The organism is Halobacillus trueperi (assembly GCF_003386945.1).
Classification (GTDB): domain Bacteria; phylum Bacillota; class Bacilli; order Bacillales; family Halobacillaceae; genus Halobacillus; species Halobacillus aidingensis.
On sequence record NZ_QUAE01000016.1, the window covers coordinates 30,554 to 51,056 of the forward strand.

At 44.0% G+C, this 20,503-nt stretch carries 19 protein-coding genes; 4 read left to right on the forward strand and 15 right to left on the reverse strand.

Annotated elements, in window-relative coordinates; all coding sequences use genetic code 11:
* Positions 1 to 5: 5 nt before the first annotated feature.
* The 9 genes from DYE48_RS21220 to DYE48_RS15780 form a co-directional block, all read right to left on the reverse strand.
* On the reverse strand, positions 6 to 176 hold the full coding sequence (locus DYE48_RS21220; protein ID WP_167449529.1) for a hypothetical protein: 171 nt from the start codon (positions 174 to 176) through the stop codon (positions 6 to 8).
* Positions 177 to 200: 24 nt separating this feature from the next.
* Entirely contained in the window at positions 201 to 1,232 is a 1,032-nt protein-coding gene (locus tag DYE48_RS15745) for a zinc-binding dehydrogenase (RefSeq protein WP_115824468.1), read from the reverse strand.
* A gap of 14 nt (positions 1,233 to 1,246) precedes the next feature.
* A complete protein-coding gene (locus tag DYE48_RS15750; RefSeq protein WP_115824469.1) occupies positions 1,247 to 2,506 on the reverse strand; it encodes a galactitol-specific PTS transporter subunit IIC in 1,260 nt (419 codons plus the stop codon).
* A 41-nt stretch (positions 2,507 to 2,547) separates the two neighbouring features.
* On the reverse strand, positions 2,548 to 2,832 hold the full coding sequence (locus DYE48_RS15755; protein ID WP_115824470.1) for a PTS sugar transporter subunit IIB: 285 nt from the start codon (positions 2,830 to 2,832) through the stop codon (positions 2,548 to 2,550).
* Positions 2,833 to 2,862: 30 nt separating this feature from the next.
* Positions 2,863 to 3,147, reverse strand: coding sequence for a PTS sugar transporter subunit IIB (locus DYE48_RS15760; RefSeq protein ID WP_115824471.1), 285 nt, complete (start codon positions 3,145 to 3,147; stop codon positions 2,863 to 2,865).
* 2 nt (positions 3,148 to 3,149) lie between these two features.
* Positions 3,150 to 3,635, reverse strand: coding sequence for a PTS sugar transporter subunit IIA (locus tag DYE48_RS15765; RefSeq protein WP_115824472.1), 486 nt, complete (start codon positions 3,633 to 3,635; stop codon positions 3,150 to 3,152).
* 36 nt (positions 3,636 to 3,671) lie between these two features.
* Positions 3,672 to 5,717 (reverse strand): BglG family transcription antiterminator, encoded by a 2,046-nt coding sequence (locus tag DYE48_RS15770; RefSeq protein WP_115824473.1) that lies wholly within the window; start codon positions 5,715 to 5,717, stop codon positions 3,672 to 3,674.
* Positions 5,718 to 5,979: 262 nt separating this feature from the next.
* The gene (locus DYE48_RS15775) at positions 5,980 to 7,161 is read right to left on the reverse strand and encodes an alanyl-tRNA editing protein (protein ID WP_115824474.1); all 1,182 of its coding nucleotides are present in this window, start codon (positions 7,159 to 7,161) and stop codon (positions 5,980 to 5,982) included.
* Between the two features lie 136 nt (positions 7,162 to 7,297).
* Positions 7,298 to 8,260 (reverse strand): ATP-dependent 6-phosphofructokinase, encoded by a 963-nt coding sequence (locus tag DYE48_RS15780; protein ID WP_115824500.1) that lies wholly within the window; start codon positions 8,258 to 8,260, stop codon positions 7,298 to 7,300.
* A gap of 192 nt (positions 8,261 to 8,452) precedes the next feature.
* On the opposite strand from DYE48_RS15780, the gene DYE48_RS15785 reads away from it, so the two are divergent.
* On the forward strand, positions 8,453 to 8,575 hold the full coding sequence (locus tag DYE48_RS15785) for a YfhE family protein (RefSeq protein WP_115824475.1): 123 nt from the start codon (positions 8,453 to 8,455) through the stop codon (positions 8,573 to 8,575).
* Positions 8,576 to 8,695: 120 nt separating this feature from the next.
* Here the strand turns inward: DYE48_RS15785 and DYE48_RS15790 are convergent, their stop codons facing one another.
* The 5 genes from DYE48_RS15790 to DYE48_RS15815 all read right to left on the reverse strand — a co-directional run bounded on the left by DYE48_RS15790 (position 8,696) and on the right by DYE48_RS15815 (position 15,432).
* Positions 8,696 to 9,277 (reverse strand): 2OG-Fe(II) oxygenase, encoded by a 582-nt coding sequence (locus DYE48_RS15790; protein WP_115824501.1) that lies wholly within the window; start codon positions 9,275 to 9,277, stop codon positions 8,696 to 8,698.
* A gap of 322 nt (positions 9,278 to 9,599) precedes the next feature.
* Positions 9,600 to 10,265: a cupin domain-containing protein gene (locus tag DYE48_RS15795; RefSeq protein WP_425269307.1), complete on the reverse strand. Its 666-nt coding sequence runs from the start codon at positions 10,263 to 10,265 to the stop codon at positions 9,600 to 9,602.
* Between the two features lie 364 nt (positions 10,266 to 10,629).
* Positions 10,630 to 12,777, reverse strand: coding sequence for a type IA DNA topoisomerase (locus DYE48_RS15800; protein ID WP_115824477.1), 2,148 nt, complete (start codon positions 12,775 to 12,777; stop codon positions 10,630 to 10,632).
* A 445-nt stretch (positions 12,778 to 13,222) separates the two neighbouring features.
* Positions 13,223 to 14,167: a nuclease-related domain-containing protein gene (locus DYE48_RS15810; protein ID WP_167449530.1), complete on the reverse strand. Its 945-nt coding sequence runs from the start codon at positions 14,165 to 14,167 to the stop codon at positions 13,223 to 13,225.
* A gap of 98 nt (positions 14,168 to 14,265) precedes the next feature.
* The gene (locus DYE48_RS15815) at positions 14,266 to 15,432 is read right to left on the reverse strand and encodes an iron-containing alcohol dehydrogenase (RefSeq protein WP_115824480.1); all 1,167 of its coding nucleotides are present in this window, start codon (positions 15,430 to 15,432) and stop codon (positions 14,266 to 14,268) included.
* Between the two features lie 265 nt (positions 15,433 to 15,697).
* On the opposite strand from DYE48_RS15815, the gene DYE48_RS15820 reads away from it, so the two are divergent.
* The 3 genes from DYE48_RS15820 to DYE48_RS15830 all read left to right on the forward strand — a co-directional run bounded on the left by DYE48_RS15820 (position 15,698) and on the right by DYE48_RS15830 (position 18,852).
* Positions 15,698 to 16,525 carry an alpha/beta fold hydrolase gene (locus tag DYE48_RS15820; protein WP_115824481.1) on the forward strand — a complete coding sequence of 276 codons (828 nt, stop codon included), beginning with the start codon at positions 15,698 to 15,700 and terminating at the stop codon, positions 16,523 to 16,525.
* A gap of 160 nt (positions 16,526 to 16,685) precedes the next feature.
* Complete coding sequence (locus tag DYE48_RS15825; RefSeq protein ID WP_115824482.1) at positions 16,686 to 18,101, forward strand: hypothetical protein; 1,416 nt, start codon at positions 16,686 to 16,688, stop codon at positions 18,099 to 18,101.
* Between the two features lie 304 nt (positions 18,102 to 18,405).
* Entirely contained in the window at positions 18,406 to 18,852 is a 447-nt protein-coding gene (locus DYE48_RS15830; RefSeq protein ID WP_115824483.1) for a staygreen family protein, read from the forward strand.
* Between the two features lie 125 nt (positions 18,853 to 18,977).
* Here DYE48_RS15830 and rlmD read toward each other — a convergent pair whose 3' ends face one another.
* Positions 18,978 to 20,438 (reverse strand): 23S rRNA (uracil(1939)-C(5))-methyltransferase RlmD, encoded by a 1,461-nt coding sequence (rlmD, locus tag DYE48_RS15835; RefSeq protein ID WP_115824484.1) that lies wholly within the window; start codon positions 20,436 to 20,438, stop codon positions 18,978 to 18,980.
* Positions 20,439 to 20,503 lie beyond the last annotated feature (65 nt).

Below are 20,503 nucleotides of genomic sequence, written 5' to 3' on the forward strand. Positions count from 1 at the left end.
TCTTCCTACATATTTTCCGTATCCTCCACGGGTTCGGAACCGGAGGATCTCTTATTCATGATTTTCAAACAGGCTCCACCTACAATAATAGAGTTGAAGATCATTTGGTTTTCAAAATAGACATCTCCGATAGACCGCATGGGCCCCAGCATAAATTCTAAGAATGCATCGACCATATACAACCCCTCTTTTCTTTACTCTTAATCGACAGGCGTCAATAGAACTTTGATTGCTTCCCCTTTTTTGATGGCCTGATACGCCTGTTCCCATTCCGTGATCGGAAATTCGTGGGTCACCATCGAGCGAGCGTTCACTCGACCGCTGTTCATCAGTTCTAAAGACGGCTCCCAATCCGATGATTTTTGACTTCGACTTCCTACAACCTGGATTTCTTTTTGGATGATCTTTTCTAAGTCAAACTCGATTTCCGGTTTAGCGAATATACCCACTTGTCCATACTGTCCTTTTTTCTTCAACAAATCCAACGCCAGACCAGCCGCTGGTATGGCTCCGGAACATTCGTATACGACATCTGCACCATAGCCATCTGTGAGCCCATGGACAAACTCCTGTAAATCACGCTTTTGAATATCGATGGCATAATCAATTCCCAGCTCTTCTGCCTTGCTCAACCGGATTTGGTCATGAGACAAGCCGGCAATGATCACGGTAGCTCCTCGACTTTTGGCTACCTGTGCCGTAAACAATCCTATGGGTCCCGGTCCAATGACGACCACCAGGTCTCCAGGATTGATGACTGTTTTTTCAACAGCATGATAGGTACAGGCAAGCGGCTCCGTCATTGCGCCCGAACGGTAATCGACTTGTGACGGAAGGTGGTGCACGCTTTCCTTCCTTGCAATCAAATATTTGGCGAACCCACCGTCCTGCTGGGTACCGAGACCTTTCCGATGGTTACACAGGTTGTAGTCCCCGCTTCTGCAATACTCACATTCTCCACATACATAAAAGGTCGTTTCAGACGTGACTCGATCCCCGATTTTAAATTCTGTAACGCCTTCTCCGACATCAACAACGACTCCTGAAAATTCATGTCCCAGTGTCACAGGGACCTTCACTTTATAGTGCCCTTCATACGTATGGATGTCGGATCCGCAGATGCCCGTGTATTTAACTTCGATTTTCACTTGGTCTTTTCCGACTTCTGGTACTGGTTTATCTTGTACGACTAAATGACCGTATCCAAGTTCTGTCTTAACAAGCGCTTTCAAAATTACCCCTCCCTTTAATTGAACAAACTAAAGACTTTAAAGATGATCCAGTTGACTAAATTTCCACCCTGGTCAATACTTGAAATCTTTGCAGACCCTTCCGGCATTTCAAAGTCAGCATTCACAGCCATTTCCGTGAATACAGGTGCCACGTCTGTAGCCATATAAAGAGATAAAGCCATCATCAATGTCCCTACAATGACGGAATGAACAATATTTCCTCGTGCAGCTCCAACGATGAAAGCGACTACAAATGGAATAGTGGCCAAGTCCCCGAACGGAAGCAAAGAGTTGCCTGGCAGAACGACGGCAAGAACAACCGTAACCGGTACAAGGATCAGAGCCGTAGAGATGACGGCAGGATGCCCAAGAGCAACGGCTGCATCAAGCCCGATATAAATTTCCCGATCGCCAAAACGTTTGGATAACCATTCACGTGCCGACTCCGAAACAGGCATTAATCCTTCCATAAGGATTTTGACCATTCGAGGCATGAGGACCATAACCGCTGCCATAGCCATTCCGATTTCAATGACCTCCCCGACACTGTAGCCTGCAAGAATTCCAATGGTCGCTCCTAAGAACAATCCGATGAAGATCGATTCTCCGAATATCCCAAACCGCTTCTGAATCGTCTCCGGATCCGCGTTCCAATTTTTCACCACCGGCACTTTATTTAGTAATTGCACTAAAAAGATACCAGGAGCATAAGAAATGGTACTTCCTGTGGCGATGGAAACACCCGGAAGGTCGAAGAATTTACTGACCATAGGTGCCGTCCAATCTGCGACTTTAAGACATACGATTTGGAAAAGGACCGCTGCAATCAAACCCTGAATAATACTTCCTGAAACCGCATATACCATGGCGGCCATAAAGGTATAGTGCCAGAAATTCCAAATATCTACGTTCATCGTTTTCGTTGTTTTCGTCAAAAGCATGATGACATTAACGATAAGGCCCAAAGGAATGATGAATGCGGCGACTACTGACGCCCACGCGATTGATGAGGAGGCCGGCCAGCCTACGTCAATGACATTCAATTCCACACCTAACCGATCCACCATGCCCTGCGCCGCTGGCCCTAAGTTATTGACCAGCAAATCTACGACTAAGAAAATCCCTACAAATGCCACTCCAATCGTTAAGCCAGATCGGAAAGCCTTTCCCGGTTTCTGTCCGAAAAGTAAACCTAATAAGAAAATGGCGACAGGCAGTATGACCGTTGCCCCTAAGTCTAAAAATCCTTGTACGATGTCGACGAAACCCTGCATGAAAAATCCTCCCTCTTTCTATCAGGTGACCAATCGTCCGTTTACTTCTTTAGTTCCTGTAGAATTTCTTTTTTTGTCTCTTCTGTTCCAATTCCAGTCAAAAAGGATCTCGCGTTAATCACAGGGAAACGATAATCCTTCTGAGTCATAGCTGTCGTCACCAGCAAGTCTGCTGTATCTTCATAACTGCCCACTTCTGCGATTTTGATTTGGACAAGATCGACGTCCAAGTTATTTTCTTTTGCCATATCTTCAATCGCTCCATTCACGACTGTAGATGTTGCGATTCCTGCTCCACATGCGACCAATACTTGTTTCTTTGTCATGATTATTTCTCTCCTTTTTTTAATAGATTCCTATTTTTGAAGCGCTGTCAAAATTTCTTTTTTCGTAGCATCTGTTCCGATTCCTGTTAGGAACGATCTCGCATTGATGACCGGAAACGAATATTCTTTCTGTGTCATAGCTGTCGTGACCAGTAAGTCTGCTGTATCTTCATAGCCACCGACTTCTGCAATTTTAATTTGGACAAGGTCGACATCCAGCTTGTTTTCTTTCGCCATTTCTTCAATTGCTCCATTTACGACTGTAGACGTCGCGATTCCTGCTCCACATGCGACCAATACTTGTTTCTTTGCCATGATTATTTCTCTCCTTCAAGTGCACCAAAGTCCAGCTTTTCTTCTAACAGACCTCTGATGCTCGATTTATTTTTTTCTTCAAGAATGGATAACAAAACCTCTTCATTTTGGAAAACGGTCATCAATTGCTGCAACAAAGATAACTGCGAATGGGCTTCATCCATAGCTAACAAAAATACGATTTGGACTGGAATCGTTTCCTTATCATCACCCATGACGCCGAACTCGACCGCTCTGTCCAACACTCCTATACTCACTGTCTTCCGGTGAACATGTTCCACATCCGTATGGGGAATAGCCACCGCTACACCTGAGGTTGGCAGCCCCGTCGCGTATTCTTCTTCCCTTTTGATAATTGCGGGAATGAAGCTCTCCTTGACTAAATCTAAATCCACTAGATTCTGACCCATTTTCTCTAATACTTCTTCTTTGGATTTCGCTTCTACGTTCAGTAGAATGACAGATTCATTAAAGTAAATATTGCTCATCTTATTCACCACTTATTTATAAGATATTGACTCCGTTCATTCACCGGAGTAACTCTGGATCAGTTCATGGATCTCTTTCGTTTCTTCCATTTGCATGAGTCGGTTCCGATCCAGATCTGAGCTTGCTAAGTTCATCAATTGCATCAATCCATGCATATGCTTTTTCTTATCTTCAGCTGCGATGACGACGATAACGTGTACCGTTTCATCCGGATTAAAGGAAACCCCTTCCTTCACCTTCAATAGACTCATCCCTGCTCTATTCACACCGTCTTCTGGAGCTGCATGGGGAATAGCAAAGTGAGGAGCGATAATGATATAAGGATCCCTCACCATCTGGTGGACCATCGTCTCCACGTACCTTTCTTCTACGTATCCCTTTTGTACGAGAGGTTCAGATGCGATTCTAAGAGCTTCTTCCCAAGAATCCACTGACCGTCTTACTGTAATGTGATCCATTTGGATGAAATCTTCTAAATGTAGGGATCTGCGCTCTAAGCTACGTTTGATGGATGACTCTTCATCACGATGAACATAAGAGTTGAGTTCTTCAATCAATGCTTTTTCATCATGGACTGTCGTGTGACTTTTAATAATATCCATGAGATGATCCACATGGATGTCATTCAGAATGTAGCCTTGCACATCCATCATGACCTGCTTTCTTAACCTCAAGCGGTCGTCCTGATTTAAAAATGCCTTGCAGACCATCACTTTTTCTTCACTTTCCAACATAGTTGTGGAGAATACATAATCGTAATCCAATTCATACTCCATGTATTCACGGACGGATAAAGAATCCAGAAAAACAAATTCCGGAAACAGTTCCGTCAATTGATTAAAGAGTAATCGTGATACCGAAACTCCTTGAGGGCAAACGACTATTGCTTTTACCTTTTTCTCAATACTTTCTCCTTGTCTCGTCATCCACCCTCCAATAAGCATTGTCACATAGGTGACTTCGTTATCTGGAATTTCTTCGTCAATATAAGCTTTCAGTGGAGAAATGGATCGCTTGACGAGATGATGGACTTCCTTGAGCTCTTCTGTAATGGAATCTTGGATGACTTGTGTTTCTGTAAGCCCGTATTTGATTCGGTAGTAAGCCGGGCGAATGTGTTGAAAAAGCTTTTCGACCAGCTGAGATCGATCTTGGAAGTTGATACAGGCACTTCTTTCGAAAAGCTGAAGCATTTGTTCTATGACTGGAATCAAGTCCCCCCTCGAACCTACATCGGACAGTTCTTCTGAACGATATACATTTGTCGTCAATAAATGAAGAGTCATGAATAACCGCTCTTCTTCAGGGATATCGATGGATTCAAAGATTTCCCCAATGACTTGATATTCGTTCGTACTCGATATATCTTCATGCTTCACAGGGAAGGTGGAGATGACGAACCCCCTCTCCATCCTTCTTAATATCAACGCAAGGATGTAAGGCATGGTTTCCATTTTTTCATCTGTGAACTGAATATTGAGCTGGTCTTCAAATTTTTCAATTTTTTGCGTGAATCTCCTTAATTGTTCTGAAGATAGAAGGGCCAGTTCTTCCACTTTGCTTGCGCCGTTATGCACCAACAATTCGTAAGTCACCTTAATGAGGACACGACGAATCTGGAACTCTTTCCCCTCCAGCATATAACCTTGTTTCCTGGTGTATTTGATGGTTACGCCATACGATTCCAAAAAGGATTGGGCCTGCTTCAAATCATTGAGAATAGTATTCTTGCTGAAATCCAACTCAAAGGTAAAATGATTCAGGGATAGCTCTTCTCTGCTCAGAAGCATCAAAATAATGAAATAAATCCTTTGTTTTTCAGATAAGACGGCCAGGTCAACTGACGACTTCTGTTCGCCATTCACTTGAGCGAAGACCGACCGATCAATGATGAATTGCCCTTGTCTTGTACGCTCAATTTCAGGAAGGTTGTGAGACACTAACCAATCGTTGATTTTATTGAAGCTGTAACCAAGTTGCCTCCGTGTTAACTCGTACTTCTTTTCGAGTGTTGTACTTGTGATTCTCGGATTGACAACCAATTCTTGAAGAATTTTGTTGCTTCTTTCATTGAGTTCCACTCTCTGTCCCCCTTCCGCATTTTTATTGTAGCACCTATAAAAACGTCTATGTATACGCTTTCATCCCAAGATAGTGAATAGGGATTGTACATCATAGGGATTTACTTTTTTAAAATTCAAACATTTGTAGTGGAAAAATAGGCATCTCCCTCCCTTTGGAAGCCACGTGTCTATTCATTTGAGACGTGCCCATATGGATGGAAAATAAAAAGACAACCTGCGTGATCGACAGATTGTCTTTCTTTGATCCTGTTAGGAAGAATTACAAAAGGTTATGGATTCGACCAGCAAAAGACTGCCCGTCCATCAGCCTCTTTCCTCCCCCTTGAACAAAGTTCGGTTTTCCTCCGCCTTTTCCTTCGATAAGGGGCATCACCTGCTTGGCGACCTCGTTCATATTCCTATCGATGTCCTCTCCGCGAGCAAGCACAAACTGTAACTGTTTCTCCTGTTCACTGATCAGAACCACATACGCTTCAGGAGCTGATTCGATGATGGCTTTGCCCAGAGACTGCAGCGTTTTTATTGAACGATCTTTAAAGACACGCTGGATCACCGACTGCCTATTGGACGCTGAAAGGATCTCCTCCGCTTCATAGTGAAGGAGTTGTTCCTCCAGCTCGGCGATTTTCTTATCCTTTTCCTTGCTTGCATGGATGAGCTCGCCAACTTCACCGACAAGCTGTTGTTCCGGTTTCGGAACGATCCGCTTCATTTCGGTCAACACCTGATGCTTCTGACCGAGCTTTTGCAAAACACGATTACCGCAAACGAACTCTAAGCGCACCTGGTTCTTGTTTTTTGTCCATCCTAAAAACTTGGCAGCCATGACTTCACCTGTGGAATGAGGGTGCGTGCCCCCACAGCCGTTGTAATCAATCTCCGGGATGATAACAAGGCGCACATCACCCTCAACAGCGAGCGGTTTGCGAAGCGGATACTCTCCCGCTTCCTCAACAGACATCCACTTCGTTTCAACCGAGTAGTTGGAGCGAATGATCTGGTTTACCTGTTCTTCCACTTTTTCCAACGTTTCATCAGAGAGCTTTCCCGTATCCAAATCAATCGTCACCGTATCTTTTCCTAAATGAAAGCTCGTGGTCGGGATATCGAACTGATCGTCGAAAACAGCTGAAATGATATGCTGACCACAGTGCTGCTGCATGTGGTCAAACCGGCGCTCATGATTGACTTTCCCATGTACCTTTCCTTTCGTGGACAACACTTCTTTTATGTAATGACGCACTTCGTCGTCCACCTCTTCGACATCGAACACCTCAACATCATCCAAAGTCCCTTCGTCGTGCGGCTGGCCTCCACCTGTCGGGTAAAACGCTGTTTCTTCGAGTACTACATACAAACCGCGTTCATCTTCATCTGTTTTAATCACCTTTGAGTCAAAATCCATCGTATAAACATCATCATAGTACAGCTTTCTCGTCATTGAGCGTTCCTCCTATGTATTCTTAAGGGTATCTTAACACGTGTAGAAGGTCGGAGTGTTTCACTCCCCCTTTAAGACCATTCCTTCATTAAAAAAAGAAAGGGCAAGCGTCTACAACGCTTGCAAACCTTCCGATTTAAATAGACAGCCTCCCTGACAACTCGTACATGCCTTCATCAATTTGAGACGTTTGTGAAAAAACATCATCAAATATGTAGCTCACAGGCGTATTGTTTTTAAGACCGACGACCTTGCCAGATTCCTTCGCTAGTAGCAGATCAATCGCATAAGCGCCTAATCGACTGGCCAGCACTCGGTCTCTCGCAGTTGGAGCCCCCCCACGCTGCGTATGCCCTAGAACGGTGACGCGGGATTCAATCCCTGCTTCTTCTTTCAACTTGGTGTTGAGATCGATTCCACTTACACCACTACCTTCCGCTACAATGATGATACTGTACCTTTTGTCCCTGGAAGGTCCACTCTTAATCTGTTCTATAATGGTGTTCATGTCTTCTTTTTTCTCAGGGATCAAAATATTCTCTGCTCCACCGGCAAGCCCCGACCATAACGCCAGATTCCCTGTATCTCTTCCCATCACTTCAATGATTGATGATTTTTCATGGGAAGATGCCGTATCACGAATACGATCAATATAATCAATGATTGTATTTAACCCTGTATCAAAGCCGATGGCCTCAGCCACACCCGGGATATCGTTATCGATCGTGGCCGGGATGCCGATACATGGAAAGTTCTTTTTTTGTAATGAAGCAGCAATTGATAAGTCTTCTATTCCGCCAATCACAACTAAGGAATCGATTCCTTGTTTGTGCAGTTTTTCGATGGCTTTCTCCTGACCTGCATCCGTGTGAATTTCATCACATGTGTAGGATTGCAGGATCGTTCCTCCGCGTTGAATAATAGAGCCCACGGATGATGCATCCATTTTCTCCAACGTTTCATTCAATAGGCCTTGAAAACCATACTTGATTCCAACCATTTCAACGCCGTAATAGATTCCTGACCTTACGACTGATCGTATGGCTGCGTTCATTCCGGGAGCATCAGCTCCACTCGTCAACACACCGATTCTATCCATCGTCATCACTCACTTTCCTACGAATCAACACTATATATTCTATACCCTTCCAATGCCTGCCACAAGTCGACCTCCCTCACCAATAAAGCAATGGTAAGAGTTTTTGGGGAGGACTAACGCCTCCAGCCATAGAATAACCTTATCCCAAACCGTTCATAATGAAACTAATGACAGGTAAAGGAGGGATTAGGAATGAAATCGAAAGCCCAAATTTCCAAAGAAAAAAGAAGTACATTAACGAAAACACAAGAAGTAAAGTTCCAGCAAGAATTTAAACGAGCGAATAAAATCGTAGAAAACACAAGAATGAAGTAATGGTCCTTACAGCGGCCTTCCTCTTACTGTCATAAGAAAAACACCCAGCACTGCCATCCTTGGGGCAGTGCTGGGTGTTTCATTTTGTTTAAATACGTCATTTCCTCTCTGTCGCTTTCCTTACCTATACTGTTTTCTCCGTACCCACATCGTCGCTGCCCATTTTTCTCCGATTGTGACGGGAGAGCCGCCGTGCAGGGTCCGTTCATTGATTACAGGGTCGGAATAAAAATACTCAAAATAGACGCCCATGCCTTTTTGAGGAGAGACAGATAAATTCATGTGCGGGAAGTACGTTTCCCCACCCTCTTCAACATCGTTCAAGTAAAGTACAAGCGTGCTGATTCTCGGGTTGTTCTTTGCCTGGACCTTCGATTTAAAATAGTCATAATGCGCTTTATATTCTTGGCCTTGTTTATAATTCAAGATGTGAAGTCCTTCTCCATGTTCAACGGGTACATTCATAATGTGCGCCAACCGCTTTTCAACGCGGGTGGTAATATCATCCTCAGGCAAAAATGTGCTGCTGCTCGTCCGAATGTCGCTCACTTCATGACGCGAGCCGATTTTCGATCGGTTCATCCGATTTTTAGAAAGACGGATAAGCTCGTCACATTCGGCATCACTGATGACGTTACCCAATATAGCAATCTTAGGGTCCTCCATTTTGGCAATGATCGCAATCTCACGGTCTTCTGTCATAATCCTGTTGCCCTTGTGGTCAAAGATGGAAGCTTCTTTCACTGTTAATGTCAACTTTTCATCAACCTCTTCTTATTTTAATAAAACGCTTTCAAATAAACGGATATCCTTGAAGAAGATCGGATATGAGAAATATCTTACCACCTTTTTATGATTTATTCCTGAGTTTTTATAAAAATTACAAAATTGTTCACAAATGATAAATAGTTTACTATTTTTATTTATCTGACCCCCAAAGAATGGGTGATTCTATTAAAAAACACTACCCCTTAACGTCTTCCACATTGTAAGGAGATAGTGTTTTTACCTACCCAAGATTAAACTACTGCATCTTTTTACTTTGTTGAAGAAGCTTGGATTTTCCTGTCCTTTCCCAATCTTCTACTGTTTCATAAGCTTTTTCAGGAGTATATCCCTTCCCTACAAGCAATCCCATTAAGATGAATTCTTGAAGGATATGCGTAGCATTGATCCCTCTTTTAACATCTTCTAACCCTTCATTCACCAAGTATTCCGTGTACTTCACCCATTCGTCCGGAGTCTTACCATAAACAAGGGTATTCTCATTTCCTTGACTGTTGTCTTCTTCCGCAGCCATAGCATCTGCTTTAGTCGCATGAACCGTACCAAATGGATGATTAGGAGGGGCGTATATCGAATAGAGTTTAAGTGGCGTATTACCTGTATTGGTTACATTATGCCATGTTCCAGCAGGGATCATGATGGCGTCATCATCATAGACATTTCTTTCAAAACTTAAATTATTTTTATTCTCGCCCATTTGAACAATCCCCTGCCCCTGTTCAATACGTAGGAACTGATCGACATTTGGATGCAATTCTAACCCAATATCACCACCTGGGGGGATACTCATTAAGGTTACTTGTAAGTTTGATCCTGTCCATAAAGCCGTCCGATAGGTTTGATTTTGCTTGGTCGCTTCATTGATATTTATGACAAATGGACTAGGTCCATAATCTTTTGCCATCGCCCTGTTATAGCAATAAGATTCATATGCTTGGTTAAGAACAGGCCAATAACCTGTAGAATTTCTGTAGCCATACGCTGGATGATTCACATAATATGGATATGGATACGTGTAGGGTCCAACATACATTTTCTCAAATCCCTTCCCATTTGTTGATTTATCCTATGTACGGAAAGAGAAGAGTGTCCTTGATATATGGTTTTGTAGTGAATGACACCATTTCTTCTAATACACGACGGCACTCACTGCCTGCCCCTTTAGATGGGGTGAAACTAAATGAATATCCTACACTTCCTCAACAAAAAAAGCCTGCCTCCTTGTGCTAATGGGTTCACACAAAGAGAGGCAAGCACGAATAACATGTCTAACTTTTTTCTTCCGCTTTCTTCTTAAAATCGAATTTGATTTTGAAATCTTCATCCAGTGTCAAAGCCGTACTGAACGTCTTCTTTCCCTTAAACCCTTTCAACACCTTCGTCCGTTTCTTCTCGCAAAGCGTTTTAATCATATTTGCACTCAGCGATTTCCCTGCCAATCTTTTCGGAAAGCTCACCTTACATCCATTTTTGTATTCGGAACAAGCATAAAATTTGTAACGGTCCATGATGGAACCCGTCTGACATGCCGGACATTTGGCGATCGGCTGGTTCCACTTCTTCTTCTCGCCAGTATTTCGGATTTGAACCTGTTGAATGGAATCAGGAGTCTCTTGGATCAGTTTTTCAATAAACTGACTCGTCTGTTTGATGAACGTTTGTTTCGATCCTTCTCCGCTTCCGATTTTCTTCAAATACGATTCCCATTTGGCGGTCATGGACGGGCTCGATAACAGCGTCCCTTCAATGGCTTCACAAAGCGTGATTCCTTTGGCCGTGACGTAGACATTGTTCTTTTTCACTTCAATGTATTTTTGCGCCTTGATCGTTTCAATGATGCTTGAGCGGGTGGCTTCAGTTCCGAGGCCTTCGACTTCTTTCAGGATCTCCACGTCTTCCTCGTCATCCATGAGCTTTCCACACGTTTTCATCATATTGATCAGCTGCCCTTCGGTGTACGGTTTCGGCGGCTGCGTCATACTTTCTTTTATATGAAGGCGTGCGCCTACCTCTTCCCCTTTTTGGACATTCGGAAGAAGTGCATCTTTATCCTGTTTCGCTTTGGACGGCTTAGGAAAAAGCTCTTTCCATCCTTGATGCACTTCCCTCCTGCCTGTCGATTTGAAAGGCAGGTCATGAACATGTGTGAAAATCGTCGTTTCTTCGTACACATAATCACTATGGAACATCGCGAGCGTCGTAGCCAAGACTTCGGTATAAATGTTGCGTTCCTCACGGCTCAGCCCATTCAGCTTCTTTTCCGTTGGGATGGACTTCGTCGGGATGATGGCATAGTGCTCCTGAACTTTATTGCTGTCCACATACCGCTTCCTAGGTTTCAAAGAGATAGGAGTGAAAGAAACGTTCAGCGTATCCTGGTAGGACTTCAAGTTGTTCACTACATAAGAGAATTCGCTTTCCGTGATGTAATTACAGTCAGTCCTCGGATAGGAGACTAGTTTTTTCTCATAGAGTTTTTGCATCGTCTTCAGCACTTGCGATGGTGTGTACTTCCAGCGTCTGTTCGCAACACTTTGCAATGTAGACAACGAATGCAGTTTCGGTGATTTTTGATGTTTGGTCTTTTTGTCTACCCGTTGGACCATTCCTGAATGGTCTTCTTTTTCTTTCAGCCCATGCTTGTCCATCAGCGCCTGAACCTTACCTTTATCCTTTTCCTTAACTTCCGCTAAACCCTTATAGGAACCTGTCTCTGATTGAAAAAGTCCTTCGATTTGATAGAAAGGCTCGGACACAAAGTTCTCAATCTCCTTGTGTCTCTGGTAAATCAAGTAGACCGTAGGCGATTGCACACGCCCGATTGTTAAGTAGCTGCCAAAGCCTTTCTTCTGCAAATGCAGCGTGAACAGACGACTCGCGTTGATCCCTACCATCCAATCACTGATCTGACGGGCTTTCGCTTCATCAAACATCCGCAGATCTTTTTCATTGTTTTGTAGATTCTTAAATCCTTTACGCACTTCATCCTTCTCAAGAGAATTGATCCATAAGCGTCGAACCGGTTTCCCTTTCACGCCTGTTAAACGGAGAATGCTGTAGAAAATGTTCGAACCTTCCCGGTCGACATCGGCAGCATTCACTAGCACGTCCGCTTGTTGGAACAAACGCTTGACCTCTTTAAACTGCTCCCACTTCCCTTTCGACACTTTTTCAAGAAATCGATCAGGTACAATCGGCAGTTGATCAAGCTTCCATCTCTTCCACTCCGGTTTATAGTCATGCGGTTCTTTCAATTCCACCAGATGACCGACACCCCATGTTATCGTCGCCCCGTTCGGGAAGATATCATCTGGTTTTAGTACAATATATGTCTTCGTCTTTTCCTGTATTGTAAAAGCCTCTGCATATGCTTTTGCCTGAGAGGGTTTTTCGGCTAAGATGACCACTCGTGTCATGGTCTCCCACTCCCTTCATTGAACCCCAAGAGTACTATGGGATGAAGCTTAAAGCAAGGGTTTGACGTAGTATCTTGTTCTTTGGCGTGGTGCGCTTGACCTTTTGGGCGGGTTGCTTTTCTTTTGGCGCGACCCGCTCTCTCTTTGGCGCGACTCGCCACTCCTTTGGCGCGACTCGATGCTCCTTTGGCGCGACTCGCCCTCCTTTGGCGCGACTCGCCTCCCTTTGGCGCGACTCGCCTCCCTTTGGCGCGACCCGCTCTCCCTTTGGCGCGACTCGCTCTCTCTTTGGCGCGACTCGATGCTCCTTTGGCGCGACTCGCCACTCCTTTAGCGCGACTCGCTCTCCCTTTGGCGCGAACCGCTCTCCCTTTGGCGCGACTCGCTCTCTCTTTGGCGCGACTCGCTCTCTCTTTGGCGCCACGGACGCTTTTTTAAAAGTTTTTCACTCCAATAGGAATCTCGCTTTTTTAGTAGAACCTCTTCTTTCCTTACAATAAGCGCTTAATAGTCGATACACCACATGTCTTGAACTGATCCTTAAAAAGTCTCGAGCTTCTTTATTACTAATGATTTTCGCTACCAGCACAGCATATTCTCTCAATGCTTGTTCATGGGCATAGAGAGATATATGAAAACAAACAGAACATTCCCATTTCATTTTTGTTCTTTTCATCGAATACTTTCCACACGCGGGGCATCTGACTCCTTTTTGCAGATCAGAATAATTCAAATTGTAGCGACTCATGTAGTCAGGGATATACTCCTTGTGGGCATCAACCAGAGCTTGTCCGATACGGGAAAGTTCTTTCTTTCCAAACAGCCTCCTTGGATAAAAACCTTTTTTCTTTTCGATGGTATCAATCAAACTAGTAGCCCGTATGACTTTTTCATAGATACTAGAGTCTGAGGAGTCAAATTCCAGCGTGCACCGTCGGTTTGTGAAGACTACCAGGAAGTCGACGGGCATACGGATTCCCAGGTGGTTATACAACCACTCGTCTAATAAATACTTTTGCCGTTCGGCCTGCTCCACAGGATCCTGGAATCCTTCCGTGTCACGACGCATCTCTCTTTTTTCGCGATGGATAGAAATCTGACCGATCATATTTTTAGCTTCAAGGATCAGGATGAATGAAGGGAATAAGATAACCGTGTCGATTTGGAAAAAGTGGCGCCCGTCATTTAGGCGCAGGTTGTGAAGGATGTAATGAGGGCCTTTCAAATAATCGAGGTGAAAATCAAGGGATTGTTCGCCGCTCCAACCGGCTTGTTTTGCGGAGAGGATTTCCTCTAATTGAGGTATTTTCGTGTGGTGAGGTTTAATTCGATGAAGCAGCATTTCCAGATGGGCAATATCAGGTGGGATGATGCGGGGTTTAATGATCATAAGTCCGCTCCTTTCCATTCTATTAAAATGGATGCCCATATATTTGTCCAGAAAAAAGAGGTCAACCCAGTGATGGGTTGGCCTCTACTAATCCTCTATTAAAAGTCAACTTCCTGCCCGTAATAAGCGGCGACAAAGAGTTTTTTCATTTCTGCAACAGATGTTTCACGTGGATTTGTTCCTGTACATGGATCTTCTACCGCATTTTCTGCCATCGTATCGACGTGCTCATTAAAGAGCTCTTTGGAGACCCCAAATTCCTGCAGTGTATTCGGTACTTCCATTTCACGATTCAACTCACGGACCCACTCAATGAGAGCGTCTACGAGTTCTTGATCATTTTGACCCTCTAAACCAATTCTTTTTGCCAGAGCGGCGAAACGATCTTCTACAACACTTCGGTTGAATTGGATGACATACGGAAGATAAATCGCATTGGCACAACCGTGCGGTACTCCGAATGTCGGACCACTCTTATGCGCTAAGCTGTGTACGTTACCTAATACAGCATTGGAGAAGGCCATACCAGCCATTGCCTGGGCATAGTGGACTTTTTCACGGCTATCCTTATCTCCTTTGTATGAAGAAAGAAGGTTTTCCCTCAGGATCTCAGCCGCTTCTTTGGCAAGAGCATCTGTAAATGTTGTTCGTGGTTTAGCCACATAAGCTTCAATGCTGTGTGTCACAGCATCCATTCCGCTGTAAGCTGTCACACGTTTCGGCATGGATTCAACCATAACAGGGTCGATGATGGCTATATCCGGCGTTAGTTCAAAGCTTGCCAGTGGATATTTTACCCCTGTTTCTGAGTCGGTAATTACAGAAAGGTTGGAGATTTCCGATGCTGTGCCACTTGTTGTTGGAATACCGATGAATTTCGCTTTAGAACGAAGTTCAGGCAGCTCAAATGGTTTGGTCGCATCTTTGAAACTAAGATTCGGATGTTCATAGAACAACCAGAAGGCTTTGGCAGCATCCATCGGGGAACCGCCGCCGATCCCAATAATCCAATCCGGTTCAAAGTCCTTCACCGTCTCCAGGTGTTCTTGCACAAGGTCTGTGGAAGGTTCTTCTTTGATCCCTTCAATAAGCTTTGTCTCTATATTCGCTTCTGCCAGGTTATTCTCAATCGTTTCAAGGTTGCCATTTTCTTTGACAGAACCTCCACCGATCACCAGCAAAGCTTTTTTTCCTTCTAAAGATTTCAATATATCAAGAGCATTTTCACTGAAATAAATATCGCGCGGTATTGTAAAACGGTTCATGTAATCTCCTCCTATATATTCTGACTACATTGGGGGATATTGCCGCTTTAGTCTTTCATCAAACAAATTGGTAGGCTTAGCAACTACATTTAGTCATTTATACCTGCAAATCTAGTATGAAAGTATGGATGGATAACTTCTTAATACATTATAAAAATGCCACTTTCCAAACCTCCTGCAGAAGAAATAGATCCTCAATTCTTCGAATAAGATTAACAAAGGGTTTTAAATCTTATTCGAGGAAGAGGAACTCAGGAGGTAGGTCATGAAATTGAAAGAAGCTTATATTGAAGTAGAACCAGGTATTGAATTATTCGTTCAAGAAGTTGGATCGGGAGAACCTTTAGTGTTTATCCCAGGCTTTACATTCACGACGGAAGTCTTCTCTGAACAAATCCGTCACTTTTCAAAAACTCATCGGACGATTGTCATTGATCCTAGAAGCCACGGACGATCAACCCTGACGGTGCAAGGAAATGATTACGTCACGCACGGTGGGGATTTACAAAAAGTGCTCCATGCTTTAAAGGTTACGAATGCAACACTTGTCGGCTGGTCATTCGGGTGCCTGACCGTATGGGAGTATATTCGTCAGTTTGGTACGGAAGGAATTAAATCTCTGGTTTTCATTGACATGCCGCCGAAATCCCTCTCTCTGAAGCAGGATACAGATTGGGTGGAAGGGCCGCTGGATGATTTAGCTGCCGCCTATACAAACTACCTTAGGCATCCAAAGGGACAGAGGGAATTTATTACAGCCTATGCATCCGGAGTGATGGTCCAGCGAAAATTAACGGAGAAAGAATTGTCGTGGATTGTCGAGCAATCCCTTCGAACGCCATACTATATAGCGGCCAACTTATTTTCTTCAGGACTTTTCGCTGATTACCGGGAAGAAGCCTCAAGAAGTAGTGAAACTACACCGACATTGTATGTGGTCGCTGAACATTGGGCTCAAACAGCGATTCCCTATTTAGAAAAACTTGCTCCGAAAGCGTCTGTGAAAGCTCTTGGAGGTCACCTTATGTTCTGGGAACATGGGGAGAAATTTAATAAGATCGTGGAAGGATTTTTAAAAGGATCTCTGGATTGATATAAAGAAAGCAAAAGGAATCGTGAAGCGACCACGATTCCTTTTGCTTTTTTATGCTTCTCACCTTCCACCTCAGTAATCCGGGCACAAATCGAGCGATTGAATTTCGCTTATGGTACGATATGTAAGGTACATTTCAATAAAGAACGGAGCATTTACAATGGTACAAATGGCAAAGCGAGGGTATACCTTTTTTATCAGTCTATATGTCCTCATGCATTTTATCGTATATTTCATAGGTGGAGAAATGCTCTCCACCACTCTTTCCTTATTCGGTTTAGCGGCCTTTGTACTCGGATACTTCTTCTTGCCGGTGAAACAGGCGGCGATCTCCCTTCTGCTGTTGATTATTGCCCTGATTGTTCACATCTCGGCTGGCACTTCACTCATAGAAGGTACTGTATCTGGGTTCACAGTGATGAGCGGACTGATTGCGCTCTTATTGATTGTTCCTACAATCAGTTGGGTTCTGGAAGAAAAGCCCTATATCGAATCAGTCATCAATTTCGCTCAGAATCTGCTTAATACTAGCCGGAAGTTCTATTTTGGAATGATGGTAATCACCCAAATCATTTCTTACTTCCTCCTATTCGGATCAATCCCTATGGTCTATAGCATGATCAACGACTTCTTAAGCAATCAAAAAGGAGAGGCGTGGGAGAATTATAAAGGAACGGCCCTCTTACGTGCTTTCTCTTTAACGACGATGTGGGTCGTCAGCATCCCAAGCTTTATTTTTGCCGTCGATGCGCTCGGTGCATCATTAGGCTTATCGATTTTACAAGGATTTTTCATTTCATTCGCAGGTATCTTATTATCTGTCCTGTTCTCCTATTATCAGGAACGTCATTATGGCGTGGACCTCACGGCAGGAATCCAGGAACAGCTTGAGAAGATCACCGAACAAAAGAAACAGGATACAAAAGGGAACCAGGATGCACTCGAATTCGGCATACTTTTTGTAACGTTATTCGGTTCCATTTTTCTTTTCAACGCATTTTGGGACGTTCAGCTTCTGCTCATTATCCCGATCGTAATCGTGGCCTGGGTCATCCTTTACTTCATCATTCGTAAGAGAAGCAGCGCAATTACGGAGAATGGGAAGACCTATGTAACGAAAAGCATCCCTAACAAAGCCCAGCAGTTCTCGATTCTACTGGCAGCTGGATTTTTAATCAATGCGGTGAACCAGTCAGGATATGGAGAGTATATTATAGACGGCCTTTTTTACATCACAGACGCCGTACCATTCTTGAACTTCCTATGGGTACTCCCATTTGTGGTGATCATTTTAGGATTCATAGGACTCGGCCCCTTGACGGTCATCGTACTCGTTTCAGGAATTTTGCAAGGGGTCGAACTTCCCTATCCACCTGAGATCGTTGTACTAGGAATTACTTCAGGAAGCGTGATTTCGATCATGTTATCTCCACTGATTTTACCATCGATCATCTTGAGTTCTGTGAACAAGTTGAGCATCATTAAGAACGGACTGATGTTCAATTATAAATATGCCCTTGCCTTTTATGTCATGGTCCAAATCTATCTCCAGCTGTTTGTTCTGTTTTTCTTATAAGATAAAAAAATCAAAACCTACGAAAAAGTTGAGCATCCTATTATGGCTCAACTTTTCCTTTTTTCCAGGCTACCTTACTGAAACATAAAAAGAACGTTCACTTCCATAAAAAAGAAATGGCAGATGGGTTCTTCGCATATGATTTAAAACGGTCGTTTGGGTTCATATGCGCTTTGAACTCTACACTCAAGAGGGAAATCATGAACATGAATAAAGGTTAGTAAACGGAATTCATGACAGCACAATTAATAAGGATTGCACCCGTTTACCGGACATATGAATGTCTCTTATAAGGAGGTTTCCTTTGAAAAGGCTTAATCCAGATAAACTTTTCGTTGAGTTCAGGCATGGTGTTACAAAAACCGCTCCCCTGTTAGGACGCAGGTACACATTGACCCACTCAGACATCACAGCAGAGCTTTTTCTTACCCTGGGATTGTTGTATGCCTATGACAAGATTACCCCAATGAGAGATGAAGTACTTGCTGAATGGAGGATAGAAAACGGTTGCCCCTACCTCTTTGTCTATGTTTATGTGGATGGACAATATGGGTCTAACCAACCCGCTCTTCGCAATACTATTTTCAGGCGGGAACTCCCCTTAGCCCTTGAAGCCATCAGGTATGGAGACCGATATTATTTTGAATTTTATCCTGAATTGAATCATGCTCCCATTTTCATTTGTTTTGATTCCACAGATCCCCGTTATAATCGATATGAGTACTGGGGTACCCCAAAGGATTACCGGTAGATTCGATATAGGTCATCTGCCCAAGTCATGCAAATATAGAAAAAGGTTCATCAACTGCTCTGGATGAACCTTTTTCTAGTTAAGTTGATTGTGATACGTTCCACAACCTTGTATTTAAGTAGTGACTACCTTTTCAACACTAACTTCGCCACGGATTCCACATGATACGTCTGTGGAAACATATCCACCGGCTGGATCCCTTCAACCTCATAACCGTTCTTGACCAAGTACTTCATGTCCCGCGCCTGCGTTTCAGGGTTACAGGAAACATACACGACACGCTTCGGCTTGAGCTTCACAACACTTGATAAGAACGCTTCATCGCTCCCGCTTCTCGGAGGGTCCATAATCACGACATCCGCTTTCTCCCCGCGTGCGGCCATATCAACCATGAATTCGCCAGCGTCGCCTTGATAGAACCGTGCATTGGTCACGCCATTGCGCTTGGAATTACGGATGGCATCCCGTACGGCGTCCTTATTCACCTCTACGCCGATGACTTTCCCAGCTTTGCGGCTGGCCACGAGCCCGATCGTGCCAATCCCGCAGTACGCATCGATCACAGTCTCGTTTCCACTGAGCTCGGCCATTTCAATCGCTTTTCCGTACAACTTTTCTGTCTGGACCGGATTGATTTGATAGAATGACTTTGCCGAAATCTCAAATTCAAGCCCGCACAACGTGTCGGTGATGGTTCCTTTCCCGAACAATACTTTTTCCTGTTCGCCGAGAACAACACTCGTATCCCGTTTATTCACATTCAATAGCATGGTCGTAATATCTGGATGAGCTTTCCTCAGGGCTTTCACAAAATTGTTTTTTCCTTTGAACTCAGAGGAGGCTGCGACCAGCACGACCATGATCTCTCCACTGACTTTGCCGACTTTGATTAACACATGCCGTAAAAAGCCGCGTCCCGTGTCTTCGTCATACGGCTGCATTTTTGAGTTCTTGAGATAGTCCTTGATGGTATCGATGATTTCATCTGCCTTAGGGTCATGGATAAGACAACGATCCATCGGGATGATTTCGTGCGTATGCTGCGCATACAACCCGCCAATGACCTGACGCTTGTGATTCAGACCGAATGTATTATGGTTCTTATTCCTGTAATCATACGGATGGTCCATCGTAAAAATAGGATCCGGCTTTCCGAACGGTTTCATCAATTGATCGATTGTATCCTGCTTGAAACGTGCTTGCGCATCATTACTCATATGCTGAAGCTGACACCCACCGCATTCGTAATAATACGGACAAGGCGGATCGACCCGTTCTTTGGCTGAAGTGATGACACGCTTGACCTCTGCGTCCAAAAACCGGCCCTTTTGAATGATGTTTACCTCAGCTTTTTCCCCAGGCAACAGAAGAGGGACTTCCAACCGCTTGCCCTTCCACTCGGCAATCCCCTTTCCTTCATCCGTCAGACCTGAGCAGGTGACCTCTGCGGTTATGAGTTTCTGCCCACGTGTAGGTTTACCTTTAGAGGGTCTATTTTGTGAAGAGTTCTGTTTTCCATATGGCTTACTTGACCTGTTCGGTTTATTCTTCGTTTTTTTATATCCTTGATTCTTTCGTTTACTCATAGGCACTTCCTGTCTTTGCTTGTTTGCCCCTCATTATAAACTACCGGGAGCCGGCGGTAAAACAG